Origin of the sequence: Solimonas soli DSM 21787, from assembly GCF_000474945.1 — a bacterium.
Lineage (GTDB): Bacteria > Pseudomonadota > Gammaproteobacteria > Nevskiales > Nevskiaceae > Solimonas > Solimonas soli.
Map to the genome: position 1 here is coordinate 15809 of NZ_AXDW01000015.1, position 15824 is coordinate 31632.

General features: G+C 66.8%; 10 protein-coding genes. All 10 read left to right on the forward strand.

All coding sequences use genetic code 11. From position 1 onward, the window contains the following. The first annotated feature begins 44 nt into the window (after nucleotides 1-44). The 10 genes from K344_RS0108250 to K344_RS0108295 all read left to right on the forward strand — a co-directional run bounded on the left by K344_RS0108250 (nucleotide 45) and on the right by K344_RS0108295 (nucleotide 15788). Nucleotides 45-1430 carry a DUF1329 domain-containing protein gene (locus K344_RS0108250; protein WP_028080269.1) on the forward strand — a complete coding sequence of 462 codons (1386 nt, stop codon included), beginning with the start codon at nucleotides 45-47 and terminating at the stop codon, nucleotides 1428-1430. 10 nt (nucleotides 1431-1440) lie between these two features. Then, nucleotides 1441-2451 (forward strand): alcohol dehydrogenase, encoded by a 1011-nt coding sequence (locus tag K344_RS0108255; RefSeq protein WP_028080270.1) that lies wholly within the window; start codon nucleotides 1441-1443, stop codon nucleotides 2449-2451. A gap of 3 nt (nucleotides 2452-2454) precedes the next feature. Further along, nucleotides 2455-3708 (forward strand): OmpP1/FadL family transporter, encoded by a 1254-nt coding sequence (locus K344_RS0108260; RefSeq protein WP_028080271.1) that lies wholly within the window; start codon nucleotides 2455-2457, stop codon nucleotides 3706-3708. Between the two features lie 67 nt (nucleotides 3709-3775). Next, a complete protein-coding gene (locus K344_RS0108265) occupies nucleotides 3776-6178 on the forward strand; it encodes an efflux RND transporter permease subunit (RefSeq protein WP_245586155.1) in 2403 nt (800 codons plus the stop codon). 55 nt (nucleotides 6179-6233) lie between these two features. Beyond that, nucleotides 6234-6569 (forward strand): EthD family reductase, encoded by a 336-nt coding sequence (locus K344_RS0108270; RefSeq protein WP_028080273.1) that lies wholly within the window; start codon nucleotides 6234-6236, stop codon nucleotides 6567-6569. Between the two features lie 515 nt (nucleotides 6570-7084). Beyond that, nucleotides 7085-8560 (forward strand): TolC family protein, encoded by a 1476-nt coding sequence (locus K344_RS0108275; protein WP_028080274.1) that lies wholly within the window; start codon nucleotides 7085-7087, stop codon nucleotides 8558-8560. 14 nt (nucleotides 8561-8574) lie between these two features. Beyond that, on the forward strand, nucleotides 8575-10920 hold the full coding sequence (locus tag K344_RS0108280) for an HlyD family secretion protein (protein WP_157622838.1): 2346 nt from the start codon (nucleotides 8575-8577) through the stop codon (nucleotides 10918-10920). 151 nt (nucleotides 10921-11071) lie between these two features. Then, the gene (locus tag K344_RS24300; RefSeq protein WP_043114109.1) at nucleotides 11072-12565 is read left to right on the forward strand and encodes a hypothetical protein; all 1494 of its coding nucleotides are present in this window, start codon (nucleotides 11072-11074) and stop codon (nucleotides 12563-12565) included. After that, entirely contained in the window at nucleotides 12562-13452 is an 891-nt protein-coding gene (locus K344_RS24305) for a sulfotransferase (RefSeq protein ID WP_028080276.1), read from the forward strand. Before K344_RS24300 ends, K344_RS24305 begins: the two co-directional genes overlap by 4 nt. A gap of 62 nt (nucleotides 13453-13514) precedes the next feature. Then, nucleotides 13515-15788, forward strand: a complete 2274-nt coding sequence (locus K344_RS0108295; RefSeq protein ID WP_043114110.1) for a CaiB/BaiF CoA transferase family protein — start codon at nucleotides 13515-13517, stop codon at nucleotides 15786-15788. Nucleotides 15789-15824: the final 36 nt, after the last annotated feature.

The following is a 15824-nucleotide window of genomic DNA, read 5'->3' on the forward strand; positions in this document are numbered from 1 at the left end:
CGCGCCGGGCGATCGCCAAGTCTCGAGCGACAGGAGCGACAAGCATGAAACTGATTCAATTCGATCGCGGCTATTCGAGACGGAAATTCCTCGCCGATGCGGCACGCGGCGTTCTCAGCTGCGGCGTGCTGATGCCGCTGGCGAAGGCTATCGCGGCGACCGGCGACGTCAGCAAGGCGTATCCGGACGAGCTGCTGTCGATCGAGGCGTACACGAAAGGCCGGATCAAGACCGGCGACATCATCGACGCCTCGAACGTCGAACTGGTGAAAGCGCTGCTGGAGCCGGTGCGCTACGAGCAGATCCGCGCGCAGGGGCGCAAACTGAAAGTAGTGAAGACGACGACCGACGTGATGCGCCTGTCGCCGTGGGAATACATCGAAGCCACGCTTCGCAACAGCGGCAAGGCGGTCTTCGATGCGAACGGCAACGTGGTCAACAGGGCCGACGGCAAGCCGTGGATCGGCGGCAATCCATTTCCCGATCCGAAGAACGGGCTTGAGCTCTTTGCCGCACAGACCATGAACTGGGGGCGGCACGATGCCTCGTTCTACGCGGTGAAGATGTATACGACCGAGATGGCGTCCGGCGACGTCAAGTTCAGCTACAGCGGCGGCTGGGCGGAGCTGTCGGCGGTGGGCCGCGTGGTGATGGATCCGAAACCGTACTGGCCGGAGCATGAGGACAAGCTGCGCTATCAGTCGATTTTCTTCCTGACGCCGCAAGCTTATCGTGGAACTTCGTTCCTCAATCTCTGGGACTACGATGCACATGCGTTCCCGGTGCTCTACGGCTATGTGCCCGAATTCCGCCGCGTGCGCCAGTTTCCGACGGACCAGCGTTTCGAACCTCTGCTGCCCGGGCTGACGCTGTTCCTGTCGGATGCCTGGGCCGCCGGCGATCCGCTCTACACCTGGGGCAATTACAAGATCGTCGGGCGCGGGCCGTTTCTCGCGGGCCTGTCGGAAAGCTGGAACGCCGATCATCCGAACTGGGAACACACCACGCACGGCGGCCCGAAAGGGAAATCCTTCTGGGACGCCGCGGTCGAGTTGGTGCCGGAAGCGATCGTCGTCGAAGCCGAGCCCGTCAAGTTTCCGCGTGCTCCGGTTTCCAAGAAGCGAGTCTGGTTCGACGCCCGCAATCAAGTAGTCGTGGGCATGGTCACGTTCGACCGCAACGGGAAACCGTATCGCTCCTTCGACGGCGCGTACACCCTGTACGACAATGGCAAGCAGAAATTCATGGACGGCCAGCACCCGTACTGGAGTTGGGCGCATGTCACCGCCTCGGATATCCAGACCGGCAGCGTCAGCCGCCTGGAGCAGGTTCGGCAGGTCGAAAATACGCATTTCAGCGCCGCCAACGATCCGAAGGTTTACGAAAAATATCTGACGCAAGTCGCCCTCATGCGCCTGGGCATGAAATAGGAGACGGGCCATGAGAGCCATACAGATTCCCAGGGCGGGCGGGGCATTCGAGTTGGTGGAGCGCGACATGCCGGTGCCCAAGGCCGGTGAGGTGCGGGTTCGCGTTCAGGCATGCGGTATTTGCCACAGCGACGTGTTCGCCAAGGAAGGCCTGTTTCCCGGAATCGCTTATCCGATCGTCCCCGGACACGAAGTGGTCGGATTGATCGATGCCGTCGGTCCGGACGTGACGAACTGGACTGTCGGGCGGAGAGTCGGGATCGGCTGGCACGGCGGACACTGTGGAGCCTGCCCCCAATGCCGCGGCGGCGACTTCATTCTGTGCGACAACGGAGCGGTTCCGGGGCTTACCTATGACGGAGGCTACGCCGACTATATGGTGGCCCCGGTCGAAGCGCTGGCTGCAGTGCCCGAATCGCTGAGCAGTGTCGAAGCTGCGCCGCTGCTGTGCGCCGGTATCACGACGTTCAATTCTCTCGTACACAGCGGCGCGCAACCGGGTGACCGCGTCGCGATTCTGGGGCTTGGCGGTCTGGGGCATCTCGGTGTCCAGTTCGCCGCGAAAATGGGCTATGAGGTCATCGCCATTGCGCGCGGCTCCGACAAGGCGGCATTTGCCAAACAGCTCGGAGCCAGGCATTACATCGATGCCACGCTTGGAAATGTCTCGGAGACCCTGAATCATCTTGGCGGTGCGAAGGTCGTGCTCTCGACCGTGGTCGACGCGGACGCCATGAGCGCGACGATTGACGGTTTGAGCAAGAACGGAACCCTGCTCGTCGTCGGCGCATCGGCCGAGCCGATCAAGGTTTCCCCATTTCAGCTCATCATGGGGCGCAAGGCGATCAAGGGATGGCCGAGCGGTACCGCCAGGGATTCAGAGGCAACGATGGATTTCAGCGCGCTGTCGGGCGTGCGTGCGCTGATTGAACGCTATCCGCTCGATCGGGCCGCCGAAGCCTACGAACGCATGATGAGTGGTGGCGCCAGATTCAGGGTTGTTCTGGAAACCGGAGCCTGAGTCATGGCGAGCATCACAGGGCGCACGGCGCTGGCGTCTCTCGCGGCGTTCGTTTCGCTGTCCGCGCAGGCCACCAATGGCTATTTCGCGCATGGTTACGGCACCAAATCGGAAGCGGTCGCCGGGCTTGGCATTGCGCTGCCGCAAGATGCGCTTGCCGCAGCCGCGAATCCGGCTGGCATCGGCTTCGTCGGGGAACGCATTGACCTTGGCGTCTCGTGGCTCAAGCCAAGCCGCGACGCGTCCATCACTGGCAATCAGGCCGGCGCCGATGAAGCCTACGATGCCGACCGCAAATCGTCCTTCCTGATCCCGAATTTGGGTTACAACCGTCCGCTCTCACCGGATCTCTCGTTCGGCATCGTGGTCTACGGCAACGGCGGACTGAACACCGATTACACGAACAATCCCTACACGCGTTTCGGCGCGACCGGAGCGGCGGGCATCGACTTCGCGCAACTGTTTGTCGCCCCGACCGTTGCTTACAAAATCACCGCGCGCAATACACTGGGGCTGGCCGTCAATCTCGCCTATCAGCAATTCTCGGCAAAGGGGATCGACGCCTTCGGGCCTTTCTCGTCGGATGCGGCGCATCTGACCAATCAGGGCACCGATCGCGCATATGGCGCTGGCGTCCATCTGGGATGGCTCGGGCAGATTACCGATGCCATCACGCTGGGCCTGACGTGGCAGCCGAAGACCAAAATGTCGCGGTTCGACAAGTACCGCGGTCTGTTTGCCAACAGGGGCGAGTTTGACATTCCGGAAACCTACGGCGCCGGCCTCGCTGTCAAGGCAATACCGGCGTTTGCATTGTCGGCTGATGTGCAGCGCATCAGCTACAGCAAGGTCGCGGCGGTCGGCAATCGTGTGGATTCCCTGTTCACCGGCGCACAGCTCGGCACGGCGAACGGCCCGGGATTCGGCTGGCGTGACGTGACCGTATACAAATTTGGAGCTTTATATCAAGTGGCGTCGGACTGGATCGTGCGCGCAGGCTACAGCTACGCTCGGCAGCCGATTCCTGAAAACCAGACCTTGCTCAATATCCTTGCGCCGGCCGTCAGCGACAGGCACCTGACTCTGGGTACTACGTGGAACGTCAACAAGAGCTACGAGGCGAGCCTCGCCTACAGTTACAACTACGGCGACACGCTGCACGGCAACGGTTCGATTCCGACGGCATTGGGTGGCGGCGAAGCCGATCTCCATTTCAAGCTCAGCATCCTCAGCTTCTCGCTCGGCTACAAATTCTGAAGACCCTCGGTCCTGAGCGGATTCGCACGGCAGGCCGGACCGCTTCTGCCTACCTCGCGGGAGAGCGATGAGCATGTATCCGCTCCGTGCAAGATTTGCGTGCTGGACGCTGGCGCACCGAAAGACGGCGCTGCTCGTGTTCGGCTTGCTGACGGTTTTCTTCGCCGCAGGAATTCCGCGAGTCCAGTTGAAAACCGTGTTCTCGGACATGCTGCCGCAGGACGATCCATTCGTGCAGGTCTACGAAGATCATCCCGGATTCGGCAGCCCGTTGACGATCATGACCATGATTCGTCGCAAGGACGGCGACATCTTCAATGCCGAGACCTTGGGCAAGGTTTGGGATTTCACCCGAGCCATCGATCGGGCTCCCGCCGTCGATCACGAGCAGATCCTTTCCATCACGACCGAAAAAGCACGCTATGCCGAGGCGACACCGGACGGCATCGACATGCGGCCGCTCATGGGTGATCACCCGCCGTCGACGCCGGAGGAGATTTCCAGTTTTCGCGCACACGTCGATGAAGCCAGCAACGTCCGCCGCTTTTTGATATCGAACGACAACCGGTCCGCGCTCGTGATGGCTACGTTCATCGAGAACAGGCTCGACTACGGACAGGTTTTCGATTTCGTGAAGAAGCTTGTCGAAAACACCGCGGATGCCAGTCACGACGTGCACGTCGCCGGCATGCCCATGTTGATCGGCTACGTCTACCGTTATGAACGCCAGATGGTGGCGATATCTGCGGTGACGGTCGGGATCATCGTGCTGGCGCTGATCTTCTACATGCGCAATCCGGTGGGCGTGCTGACGCCTATCCTGACCAGCGCGACTGCCGCGATCTGGGCTTTCGGTTTCGTAGGCTGGCTCGGCATCTCCGTCGAGCCCCTGTTGATGGTGGTGCCGCTGCTGCTGACGGCGCGCTCGTTCTCGCACAGTATCCAATTCACCGAGCGCTATTTCGAGATTTACAGCGAAGTCGCCGATCGCCGCCGCGCCGCGGAGCAGACGATGAGCGTGATGATGGTGCCATCGGTGCTCGGCATCATGACCGACATCCTCGGCATCGTCGTCGTCGCGGCGGCGCCGATTCCTGCCATGGTCCGGCACGCGATCTTCTGCGGCATGTGGGCGGTCTGGCTCATCCCGACCGGTTGCGTGCTCATCTCCTTGCTGCTGGCCACGCTGCCGCCACCAAGCGATCTGAGCCGCTTCCGGAGCAAGAAGGACGCGAAAGGCCGGACCGGCCCGCTGACCGCAGCGCTACGCGCGGTAGCCTGGATAGTGACGGGACGGCAGGCGCGCTGGACGACCGTGGCGATGCTGGCGCTGGCGGCCGCGACGGTCGCGATCGCTTCACAGATTCGCATCGGCAATCCGGTCGAAGGCTCGAACCTGCTGCGCCAAGACTCCGAATTCAATACTGCGGTCCGCGCCATCAACGGCAACTTTCCCGGCGTCAATACGCTGGAGATCGTACTGGAGGCGAAGAACCCGAATGCCGAAATCCTGACCTCGCAGCGCCCGGACACCGTTTTCACGGCGCTGGCTCTGCAGAAGATCCTGGAGGGCGGCCATCAGCCGCCGCGCGCGACCTTGTCGTTCGCCGATTACCTGACCGAGGCCAATCGCCTGTTCAGCGGCGGCCATCCTGCTTGGGCGGTATTGAATCCGACGGACCGTTCCGTCCAGGCCGCCGCGGTCGGTGCCTTGATGGGGGCGAGCGCCAAGAGCTTCAGCCACGTGCTCGACCCGAGCATGCAGCACTCGACGGTGTCGCTCTGGTACAAGGACAACAAGCAGGAGACCGTCGATCACGCGCTGGCGGCAGCCCGCGCCGCCGTCGAAGTGGTCGGTGTCGATCATCCGGATTTCCGCGTGCGTCTCGGCACGGGCACCATCGCCCTGCAGGAAGCGGTAAACCGTGTCGTGTCGCGCTACGAATGGATCATCATCGGCGGCGTGAACCTGTTCATCTTCCTGCTCTGTGCCGTCGCATACCGCTCGATACTCGCCGGCATGATCCTGCTGGTGCCGGTCAATCTGGCCAACGAGGGGCTGCTCGCGGCCATGCACCTGCTCGGCGTCGGGCTCGATGTGAATACCTTGATCGTGGCGGCGATCGGCGTCGGCGTCGGCATCGACTACGGCATCTACCTGCTCTCGCGCATCTGCGAAGAGCTTCAGCAACGCCAGGGGCTGGCTGAGGACCGCTGGGCCGGCGCCGTCCATGCGGCGCTTTGCACCACGGGCGGAGCAATATTGTTCACGGCGACGATCATGATGCTCGGCATCCTGCCCTGGTACCTGATGTCCGACCTGAAATTCGTCGCCGACATGGGCCTGCTGCTGATCGCCATCATGACGATCAACATGGTCCTGTCCCTCGTCGTCCTGCCGCTGCTGATCTGGTGGATCCGGCCGGCCTTCGCCGAGAAGTACGGCAACGGCGCGGCCGTGCCTGCCTGAATGCCTTATCTTCAACGAAACTTCTGATGATCTGGATCGCGATGGAGAGCAAGCAATGATCAAAGTAAGCATCATGTATCCCGCGACGGCGGGCTCACGGTTCGATCACGAGTACTACCGCGACGTCCACATGCCACTGCTCAAGAGCCGCATGGGCGATAGCTGCATCGCCTATTCAATCGACAAGGGGATTGCCGGTGGCACGCCCGATTCACCGCCTGTCTATGTCGGCCTGTGCCACATCTACTGTCAGTCGGTACAGGCCTTCCAGCAAGGCTTCGGACCGCACGCCAAAGAGATCATGAGCGACATCAAGAACTACACGGATATCTTGCCGGTCATCCAGATCAGCGAGGTCGCCGTTGCTGCTGCGGGCGTCGAGGACCACTAAAAGACTATCGCTATATCCCGTTCACGACTCCAGCGTTTTACGGACCTGCACAGACGAGCGGCGCGTGCCGTGCTCCTCATCGCCCGGTCCGCTGGCATTCCCGATTTTCAGAGGGTGAAGCTGTTTTCAAAGGCGCAGAACGATACTCGCGTTGGGAGTTCGTCTACGTTCCAACGGCTGAAACAGGGGGGCGGGGGGAAGTTAGCGGCGTTTGTGAGAACAGTCAGCCGTCGCTGCTTCGCCGCCAAGCTCCAGAACTGGCGCCGGGCGAGGAGCCGGTGTTCAAGCCGCGGCACTGATCGCCGCATCGCCAGGACCTCTCCGGCTGCATCGAATGGCCCGCCTCGCGCGGGCCATTTTTCTGACGGACTTCGGGGCACGGCATATTCCTACGACAAAGAAGCCCGCCTGTGGTCATAATGCGGCGCATCAGCGCCCGCTGGCCGCGCATCCTCACGGCTCGGCACGGTGGGCGCAGGGAAGCGAGGACTCTGGGGATGCCGTCTCGTGTCAAAATGAACCGGCCATGGCGCCGGGCCGGGTGGCTGCTGTGCGTGCTGTCGCTGCAGGCCGCCGCACAGGGCGCGACGTCCGAGGCCAGCCCCGCGCCCGGCGCGCCGGCCGACCTGCTCTCGGTGTGCAGCGACGCCTTGCAGTTCAACTCGAACTACGAATCGGCGCGCGCGCAGTTCTACGCCGCCAAGGACCTGCTGCCGCTCGCCAAGGGCAAGCTGCTGCCGCAGCTCGGCCTCGGCGCGCAGCTGAACTGGACGCACGAAGACGCCGACATCCACTACGACAACACCTTCCAGACCGATTCCGACGGCACCGTGGTCGGCACCATCTTCAGCCAGCAGCTGAACAGCGTGCTCAGCACCTTCCACGCCAGGGTCGACGACACCTTCCTGCGCACGGTCTTCGGCGTGCAGCTGAGCCAGGCCCTGTATCGCCGCGATCTGTTCCTCGGCCTCGACAAGGCCCAGGTGCAGCAGCAGCAGGCGGCGTTCGGACTGGATGCGGCGCAGGAGGAACTGCTGATCTCGGTCGTCGAGGCCTATTTCACCCTGCTCGCAGCGCGTGACGGACAGAGCTTCGCGCAGGCGGAAACGCGCACGCTGCGCGAGCAGCTCGACTACATCCAGACGCGCGCCGGCGCGGGCCTGGCGACCGACGCCGACGTCAAGGCGGCGCAGGCCGCCTACGAGCTGGCGCAGGCCGACGAGGCCGCCGCCGACAACGCCCTGGTCGCCGCCCAGGTCTCGCTCGAGGCGGTCGCCGGCAAGACCTATGCGAACGGCTTCAAGGTGCTGCCGTCGACGGTGACGCTGAGTCCGCCGCAGCCGCAGGACGAGAGCCTCTGGGTGCAGCGCGCGCGCGACGAGAATCCGGGCGTGCTGGCCAAGCGCGCCGCCGTGGAGATCGCGCGCGTCGATCGCCGTGTCGCGCAGGCCGGGCGCCTGCCGAAGTTCGACGTCGCCGGCACGGCGTACTCGCTGGACAACGGCGGCGGCATCAGCGGCGATCGCAACCAGCAGGATTACCAGATCGGCATCACCATGACCGTGCCGATCTACACCGGCGGCCAGATCGGTGCCGCCATCCACGGCGCGCAGGAGATGGAGAAGAAGGCCGAGGCCGATGCCGAAGCGGCGACGGCGAAGGCCGTGCGCGACACGCGCATCGCCTATCTCAACAGCTCGGCCGGCCTGCAGCGCGTCACCGCGCTGAAGCGCGCGGTCGAGGCGGCGATCGATGCGGAGGCGTCGGCGCGCGCCGGTTACGACGCCGGCACGCTGACCAATGCCGACGTGCTCGACGCCATCGACCGTCGCTACCAGGCCGAAACGAACTACGCGGCGGCGCGCTACAAGTTCCTCGTCAACACGCTCAAGCTCAAGCAGCTCGCCGGCAACCTGCTGACCGCGGACCTTGCGCAGATCAACCGCCTGTTGCGCGATCCGGAGCAGGCGCCGGCGCCGACCGAGCACTGAAGCCGCGCTCGACCGTGCCTACCACGCGCTACCGTTTGCTGGTTGCCGAGGGTGTCGCCGATCTCGGTGTCGGGCAGCAGCTGCTGACGGCAGCCGGCGGCGCGCAGCGCCTGCGCCTGAGCGACGACGAATATCGCCTGGCGCAGCTGTTCGACGGCGCCCGCTCGCCGGCCGAGCGCCTGGCGGCGGCGAGCGCGCTCGGCTTCGCCGTCACGCCGCAGGAACTCGAAGGTCTCGCCGACCGTCTCGCGCGCGCGCAGCTCCTGCGCCGCGGCACGCATGAACCGCTGCCGGTGCCGGCGCAGTCCACCGAGGAGGCGCGCCAGCTCGGCTGGATCGACGGTCAGGTCGGTCGTGCCGGGCGCGCGCCGCCCGCGGCGGCGCTGCCGCCCTCGTCGATGCCGGGTTCGCGCGGCAGCCCGGGCCTGCTCGGCGGTCTCGCCGGCCTGCTCGGCAAGCGCGGCCGCGCCAACCGCATCGACCTGCCGCTGTCGCCGGACTGGCTGGTCGCCATCGGCCGGCCCTTCATCATGCCGCTGGCCTCGCGCATGAGCCTCTACGCGCTGCTCGCCAGCGTGGTCGGGCTGCTGTTCGCGTTCTATCACCGCCGCTTCGACGCCTCGCGGCAGATTCTCGAGCTGAGCGAGCTGTGGGCCTTCGTCGGCGCCGTCGCGCTCGGCGCCTATCTGGTCAACCTGGTTTCGATGTCGGCGCGCGCCGCGACCATCGCCCGCTACACGCCGAGCCGGCCGCAGGTCGGCATCCGCATCACGACCCTGTATCTGCCGGCGCTGTTCGTCGACACCGGCGGCGCCGTCGAGCACGCCGGCCGTGACACGCGCCTGCGCATCGTCGGCAGCACGCTGGTGGCGACGCTCGGCCTGTTCGTGCTCGCCACCCTGCTGTGGTTCATGAACCGCACCACGCATCCGCGCTTCGCCGCGGCCTGCCTGGCGACCATGGTGATCGCGGTGATCGCGACGCTGGCGCGCGTCAATCCGCTGACCCGTCGCGACGGCTACTTCCTGCTGCTCAACGCCTTCGGCGTCTCCGATCTGCGCGAGACGGCGGGCCTTGCGCTGTTCGGTTTCGGCAAGCGGCCGTGGCACATGGCGCTGCGCGAAGTGCCGGCCTCGGTGCTCAAGCTCTACGCCTGGCTGGTGATCGGCTTCTGGGTGCTGATGCTGGTGCTTCTCTTCTCTTTCTCCGGGCAGTGGCTCGTCGAGCACCTGCGCGGCGTCGGCTTTTTGTTGGTGGCAGCGGTCTTGGGGGCGTACATGGTGAAGCAAATGGGCAGAACCGAATCGAGTCGCAGCAACATGGGCTGGGCCTTCTCCTGGTGGCCGTTCTCGGAGAAAACGACGTGGATCGGCGCGACGCTGATCCTCATCGGCCTGATTCCGTATTCCTATGAGCCGAGCGGCGACATGGTCGTGCTGCCGAGCGCGCAGGCCGATGTGCGCGCCCTGGTCGCCGGCGACGTGCGCGAGGTGCTGGTCAAGGAAGGCGACGTGGTGACGGCCGGCCAGGTCATCGTGCGCCTCGCCGACGACGGCTACACCGCCAAGGTCGCCGCCAGCGAGGCGCAGATCGCCTCGCTCAGGTCCGATCTGGCGCTGGCGCAGAAGGGTGGCAAGCCGGAGGAGGTCGAGGTCGCGCGGCAGGCCGTCGCCACGGCGCGCACCAAGGCCGAGTTCTCGCGCATCAATGCGCAGCGTCTCGCCCAGGCTTACCAGCGCAAGGCCGTCACTTCGCAGGAATACGACCGCGCGCGCGGCCAGGCGGAAGTCGACGAGCAGATGCTGCGCGAGGCCGAGCGACGCCTGGCGCTGGTGTCGAGCCCGGCCGCCGCCGATCGCCTCGAATCGCTGCGGGCCGATCTCAAGCGCGTCGAGGCGGAGCTGAAGTACAACCAGCAGCAGCTCTCCTATGCGCAGGTCACGGCGCCGATCGCCGGCCGCATCGTCTCCGGCACCCTGCAGTTCGCGCGCGGCAACTATCTCAACGTCGGCGAGCGCGTCGCCATCATCGAGGACACCGGCGCCAAGCGCGCCGAGATCAAGATGCCGGAAGCCTCGATCGGCGCGGTCAAGGTCGGCAGCAGGTCGTGGGCGAAGTCCTGGGCCTTCCCCTGGCGCAGCTTCCCCGGCCACGTCACGCGCATCGCGCCGGCCGCCGACGAAAGTCCCTACGGCAAGATCGTGCGCGTCGAGATGACGGTCGACGATCCGCTCGACCAGCTCCGCTCGGGCATGACCGGCAGCGCCAAGGTCGATGGCGGCTGGAGCGTCGCCGGCGTCGTCTTCACGCGCGCCATCGTGCGCTTCGTGTTCGTCGAAGTGTGGTCCTGGCTGCCTTGAGCACGCGGGTCGCGCAGCGACACCTCATCCTCTCTCCCGCTTCGCGGGAGAGAGGGGAACCGTTCGCGGCCGCGAACGGTGGAGAGAGGGCGCGCGCCAGCGCGTGCTGCGGACGCGCACCGAGCGCCTTTTGCGAGCCGGCCCGCACGCCATGACCGACACCGCCCGCCCGCTCGCCGAAGCCGACTTCCGCCTGACCTGCGACAACGGCTTCGGCGACGGCTGGAATCACTACGCGCACAGCATGGCGTGGTTCCGCGGGCGTCTCTACGTCGGCACCACGCGTGCGACGATGGCGATGAACAAGTGGGTGCTGCCGCGTCCCGACATGCGGCCGTGGCCGGTCGACTGCCCCGAAGACGTCTACGACGTGCCGCGCCAGGCCGAGATCTGGGAATACACGCCGGAGACCGACCAGTGGCTGCGCGTCTACCAGGCGCCGCTGGTGACGGCGCGCGACCAGTCGCGGCACGACGTGCCGCGCTACATCGGCTTTCGCGGCATCACGGTGTTCCAGGGCGCGCAGGACAGCGCGCCCTGCCTCTACGTCTCGACCTGGGCGCCGCTGCAGGCCGAGGCGCCCGACATCCTGCGCAGCGTCGACGGCCGCGAGTTCACCTCGGTGCCGCGTCCGCCCTGGGACACGGTAGTGCGCTCGTTCCGCACCCTGCAGGTCTTCAACGGCCGCGTGCACACCACGCCGACCAGTTCGACGGCGGCGGCGCGCCGCACGCAGGATTCGGTCGGCTCCGATTCGACGATCTACGCCTGCGATGACCTCATCGGCGGCAAGTGGTCGCCGGCGAGCGCCGAAGGCTTCGGCGCGCGCGCCAACGTCACCGTGTTCGAGATGGCGCTGTTCGACGATCATCTCTACGCCGGCACCGTCAACCCGGTCACCGGCCTCGAGGTGTGGAAGACGCGCGGCGGCGATCTGCCGTATCGCTGGACCAAGGTGCTGACGCACGGCGCCTTCCGCGGCAAGTTCAACGAGGTCGCCGGCAGCTTCTGCGAGTTCAACGGCGCGCTCTATCTCGGCACCGGCATCGTCAACGGCGGCTACCATCGCGCCGCCAACGTCGGACCGGGCGCCGGCGAGGTCATTCGCATCTGGCCCGACGATTCCTGGGACCTGCTGATGGGCGATCCGCGCGTCACGCCGCAAGGCGTGAAGTATCCCTTGTCCGGCTATGCCGCCGGCTTCGACAATCTGTTCAACGGCTACATGTGGCGCATGGCGGCGCACGACGGCTATCTCTACGTCGGCACCTTCAACTGGGCCAACATGCTGCCGTATCTGCCGACGCACGTCTGGCCGGAGGACGTCGTCGCGCTGGTGCAGCGCTGGGGCGAGGAGAACCTGCTGCGCCGCTTCGGCGGCTGCGAGCTGTGGCGCACGCCGGACGGTCTGCGCTGGGAGCCGGTCACGCGCAACGGCTTCGGCAACAAGTACAACTGGGGCATCCGCAATCTGGTGTCGACGCCGCACGGCCTGTTCGTCGGCACCGCCAATCCTTTCGGGCCGACCGTCGCGCAGCGTCTCGAAGGCAGGCGCTGGCAGTACGTCTACAACCCGCGCGGCGGCTGCGAAGTCTGGCTCGGCAAGGCCGAGGCCGCGGCACCGGCACCGGGCGGTGCGCGGTGAGCGCCGCGCCGCTGTGGATCGTCGGTGCGCCGTTCAGCGGCGTCGCGCGGCTGGCGGCCACGCTCGGCACGCATCCCGCGTTCCACGCCATTCCGGAAACCAGCCTGTTCGTCGCCGATCGCGTCGACGAACTGCTGGAGATTTTCGAGATCGGCCAGGGCAGCAATGCCGATGGCCTGCTGCGCGCGCTCGCCGCGCTCGAGTTCGGCGGCGACGACGACGACGGCGTGGCACAGGCGCGGCAGTGGCTCGCGGCGCGCGGCGACTGGTCGACCGCCGCGGTGTTCGCGCACCTGCGCGCACGTGCCGGCGCGCGCCGGCTGGTGATTCCCGACACCGAAGCCGTGCTGCGTCCCGCCGATCTGGCCCGCCTGCGCGCGGCGGCCGAGGACGCGACGATCGTGCACCTCGTGCGCCACCCGCGGGTGTACGGCACGCTGTTCGCGCGCTGGCTCGCCGACCGCCTGTTCGTCGCCAAGGATTTCCGCGACCACGCACAGCCCATGGCGCCGATCGATCCGCAGATCGCCTGGCTGCGCATCAACCGCAACATCGAAACCTGGCTGAAGCCGGCCTTCGCCACACGTTATCTGCTGCTGCGCGACGAGGACCTCGGCGCCGAGCGCGACACCGCGCTGGCGGCGCTGCTGCGCGCCGTCGGCGCCGACGCGACACCGGCGGTCGTCGCGCAACTCGATGCCGCCGACTGGCCGTTCTGGGGCTATGGCCCGCCGACGGCGCCCTACGGACTCGAGGCCGAAGTGCTGGAATCGCTGTCGCCCGATCGTGGCGACGCGCAGCTGGGGGGAGCGTTGCCGTGGCGCGCGGATGGTCGCGAGTTTGCGCCCGAGATCATCGACATGGCACGGACCTATCGCTACGGCTGACATCAACATCGCGGGCCTTGCTTGAAATGAATCGTGCCTCGCGCACGAAGGGGGAGAAGGCAGTGAATGCGCTCAGCGGGATTCGCGTCCTTCGCATCGGCAGTTCGGCCGGCGCCGCGTACTGCGGCAAGCTGCTGCACGGTTTCGGCGCCGACACCTGCAGCATCGCGGCGCCCGGCGAGGCGGCGGTGCGCGCCGACCCGGCGTCGGAATGGTTCGAGACGACGCGCGATCGCGTCGCCTTCGACTGGGCCGACGACCGGCGCGCGGCGCGCCTCGATGCGCTGCTGGACGGCGTCGACGTGCTGATCGACGCCAGCCTGCCACGCGAGGCGGCGCGCGCCGGGCTCGACAGCGCCGCGCTGCGCGAGCGCCATCCGCGTCTCGTCGTCTGCCGCATCACGCCGTTCGGCATCCATGGCCCGTATCGCGACTACGCCGCCGAGGACATCACGCTCTACGCGATGAGCGGGCTCATGCAGAGCACCGGCGATCCGAAGCGCGAACCGCTGAATTCGCGCCCGAGGCTCGCGCAGCTGAGCGCCGGCCTGCACGCCTACTCGGCGATCCTGCTCGCGCTGCTGCGCCGCTTCGGCGACGGGCTCGGCGACTTCATCGACCTGTCGATGCACGAGTCGGCGATGGAGAACTACGAGATCGCCATCGCCGAGCTGCTGGCCGGCGGCGGCGTCGCGCGCCGCAACGGCGACGAGCACAACATGGTGCCGTGGCGCACGTACCCCTGCGCGGACGGCGAGGCAGCGATCATCGGTGGCCCGATCCGCAACTGGAAGAAGGCCGCCGAGCTGTTCGGCATCGCCGAGATCAGCGAGCGCTTCGCCCGCGCCGACGTGCGCATGAAGGAGCGGCAGGCTTTCGAAGCCCTGCTCAAGCCCTGGCTCGCCAGCCACACGCGGCGCGAGCTGTTCCACATCGGCCAGCGCATGGGTCTGGCCTGGTCCTATCTCGCCAGCCTGCGCGAGGCGCTGGACGATCCGCAGCACGCGGCGCGCGGCTTCTTCGAGACGCGCGTGCTCGCCGACGGCCGCCGCTGCCGGATGCCGGGCGCGCCGTTCCGCAGCAGCGTCACGCCGTGGCGGATGCCGCATGCGATGCCGGTGCCGCAGGATCCGCCGCCGGCCGGCGGCGGTGCCGCGCGGCCGCCGCTGCAGGGCATCCGCGTGCTCGACTTCACGCACGACTGGGCGGGGCCGCATGCCGCACGGCTGCTCGCCGACTTCGGCGCCGAGGTCATCAAGATCGAATATCCGCGCCGCCTCGACGGCATGCGCGGCGGTTATGCCGGCAAGGTCAACGAGCATCCGCGCATGTGGCAGCTGCATCGCAACAAGCGCTCGCTGACGCTCGATCTGCAGCGCGACGATCATCTGCAGTTCTGCCGGCGCATGGCCGCCGACAGTGACCTGGTCATCGAGAATTCGCGCCCTGGCGTGATGGCGCGGCTCGGTCTCGGCTACGACGTGCTGCGCGGCCTGAAGGAGGACATCGTCATGCTGTCGATGTCGGCCTTCGGCGCCAGCGGGCCTTACGCGCAGTACGCCGGTTATGGCGGCAGCATCGAGGCGATCAGCGGCCTGCAGTCGCTGACCGCCTACGACGAGTCGTCGCCGCGCTTCCGCGTGCGCGAGGTCGACGCGATCAACGGCATCTTCGGCAGCTGCGCCGCGCTGACCGCGCTGTGGCATCGCCGGCGCAGCGGTGCCGGGCAGTGGATCGACGTTTCGGAAACCGAAACGACCTGCTGGCTGATCGGCGAGTTCTTCGCGCAGGCCTCGCTCGACGACCGCGAGCCGGCGGTGATCGGCAATCGCGATGCCGAGCACGCGCCGCAGGGCTGCTACCGCTGCGCCGGCGAGGACCGCTGGCTGACGATCAGCGTTGCCGACGACGCGCAATGGCGGCGCCTCGCCCTGCTGATCGGCGACGAGGCGCTGGCGGCGGACCCCGCCTACGCCAGCGCCGAAGCGCGCCGCGCGCGGCACGACGACATCGACGCACGCATCGGCGCCTGGACCGGCACGCAGGACGCGGCAGCGGCGATGCGGCTGCTGCAGGAACTCGGCATCGCCGCCGGCCTGGTCTGCAATACGCGCGATCTCGCCGCCGATCCGCACCTCGCGGCCCGCGAGTGGTTCTGCGCGATCGACGGCACGCGCCTGCCGGGGCCGCCGTTCCGCCTGCAGCGCGGCGGTTTCGAGCTGCGCTGGCGCGGTCCCGATCTCGGCCGCGACAACGACTACTGCCGCGAACGCTACGGCGACCTGGCGCTCGACGATCTGCTCGACGAAGCGAAGCTCGGTACCGCCTACCAGTGACGGACCCGGCGCGCCGCGCCGCGCTTGAGGCCGTGT

What these genes read in the sequence shown, in the direction of transcription:
- K344_RS0108275 (WP_028080274.1), top strand. Translation starts at nt 7,085, where the DNA reads ATGAACCGGCCATGGCGCCGGGCCGGGTGGCTGCTGTGCGTGCTGTCG.
- K344_RS0108250 (WP_028080269.1), top strand. Translation starts at nt 45, where the DNA reads ATGAAACTGATTCAATTCGATCGCGGCTATTCGAGACGGAAATTCCTC.
- K344_RS0108260 (WP_028080271.1), top strand. Translation starts at nt 2,455, where the DNA reads ATGGCGAGCATCACAGGGCGCACGGCGCTGGCGTCTCTCGCGGCGTTC.
- K344_RS0108270 (WP_028080273.1), top strand. Translation starts at nt 6,234, where the DNA reads ATGATCAAAGTAAGCATCATGTATCCCGCGACGGCGGGCTCACGGTTC.
- K344_RS0108265 (WP_245586155.1), top strand. Translation starts at nt 3,776, where the DNA reads ATGAGCATGTATCCGCTCCGTGCAAGATTTGCGTGCTGGACGCTGGCG.
- K344_RS24300 (WP_043114109.1), top strand. Translation starts at nt 11,072, where the DNA reads ATGACCGACACCGCCCGCCCGCTCGCCGAAGCCGACTTCCGCCTGACC.
- K344_RS0108255 (WP_028080270.1), top strand. Translation starts at nt 1,441, where the DNA reads ATGAGAGCCATACAGATTCCCAGGGCGGGCGGGGCATTCGAGTTGGTG.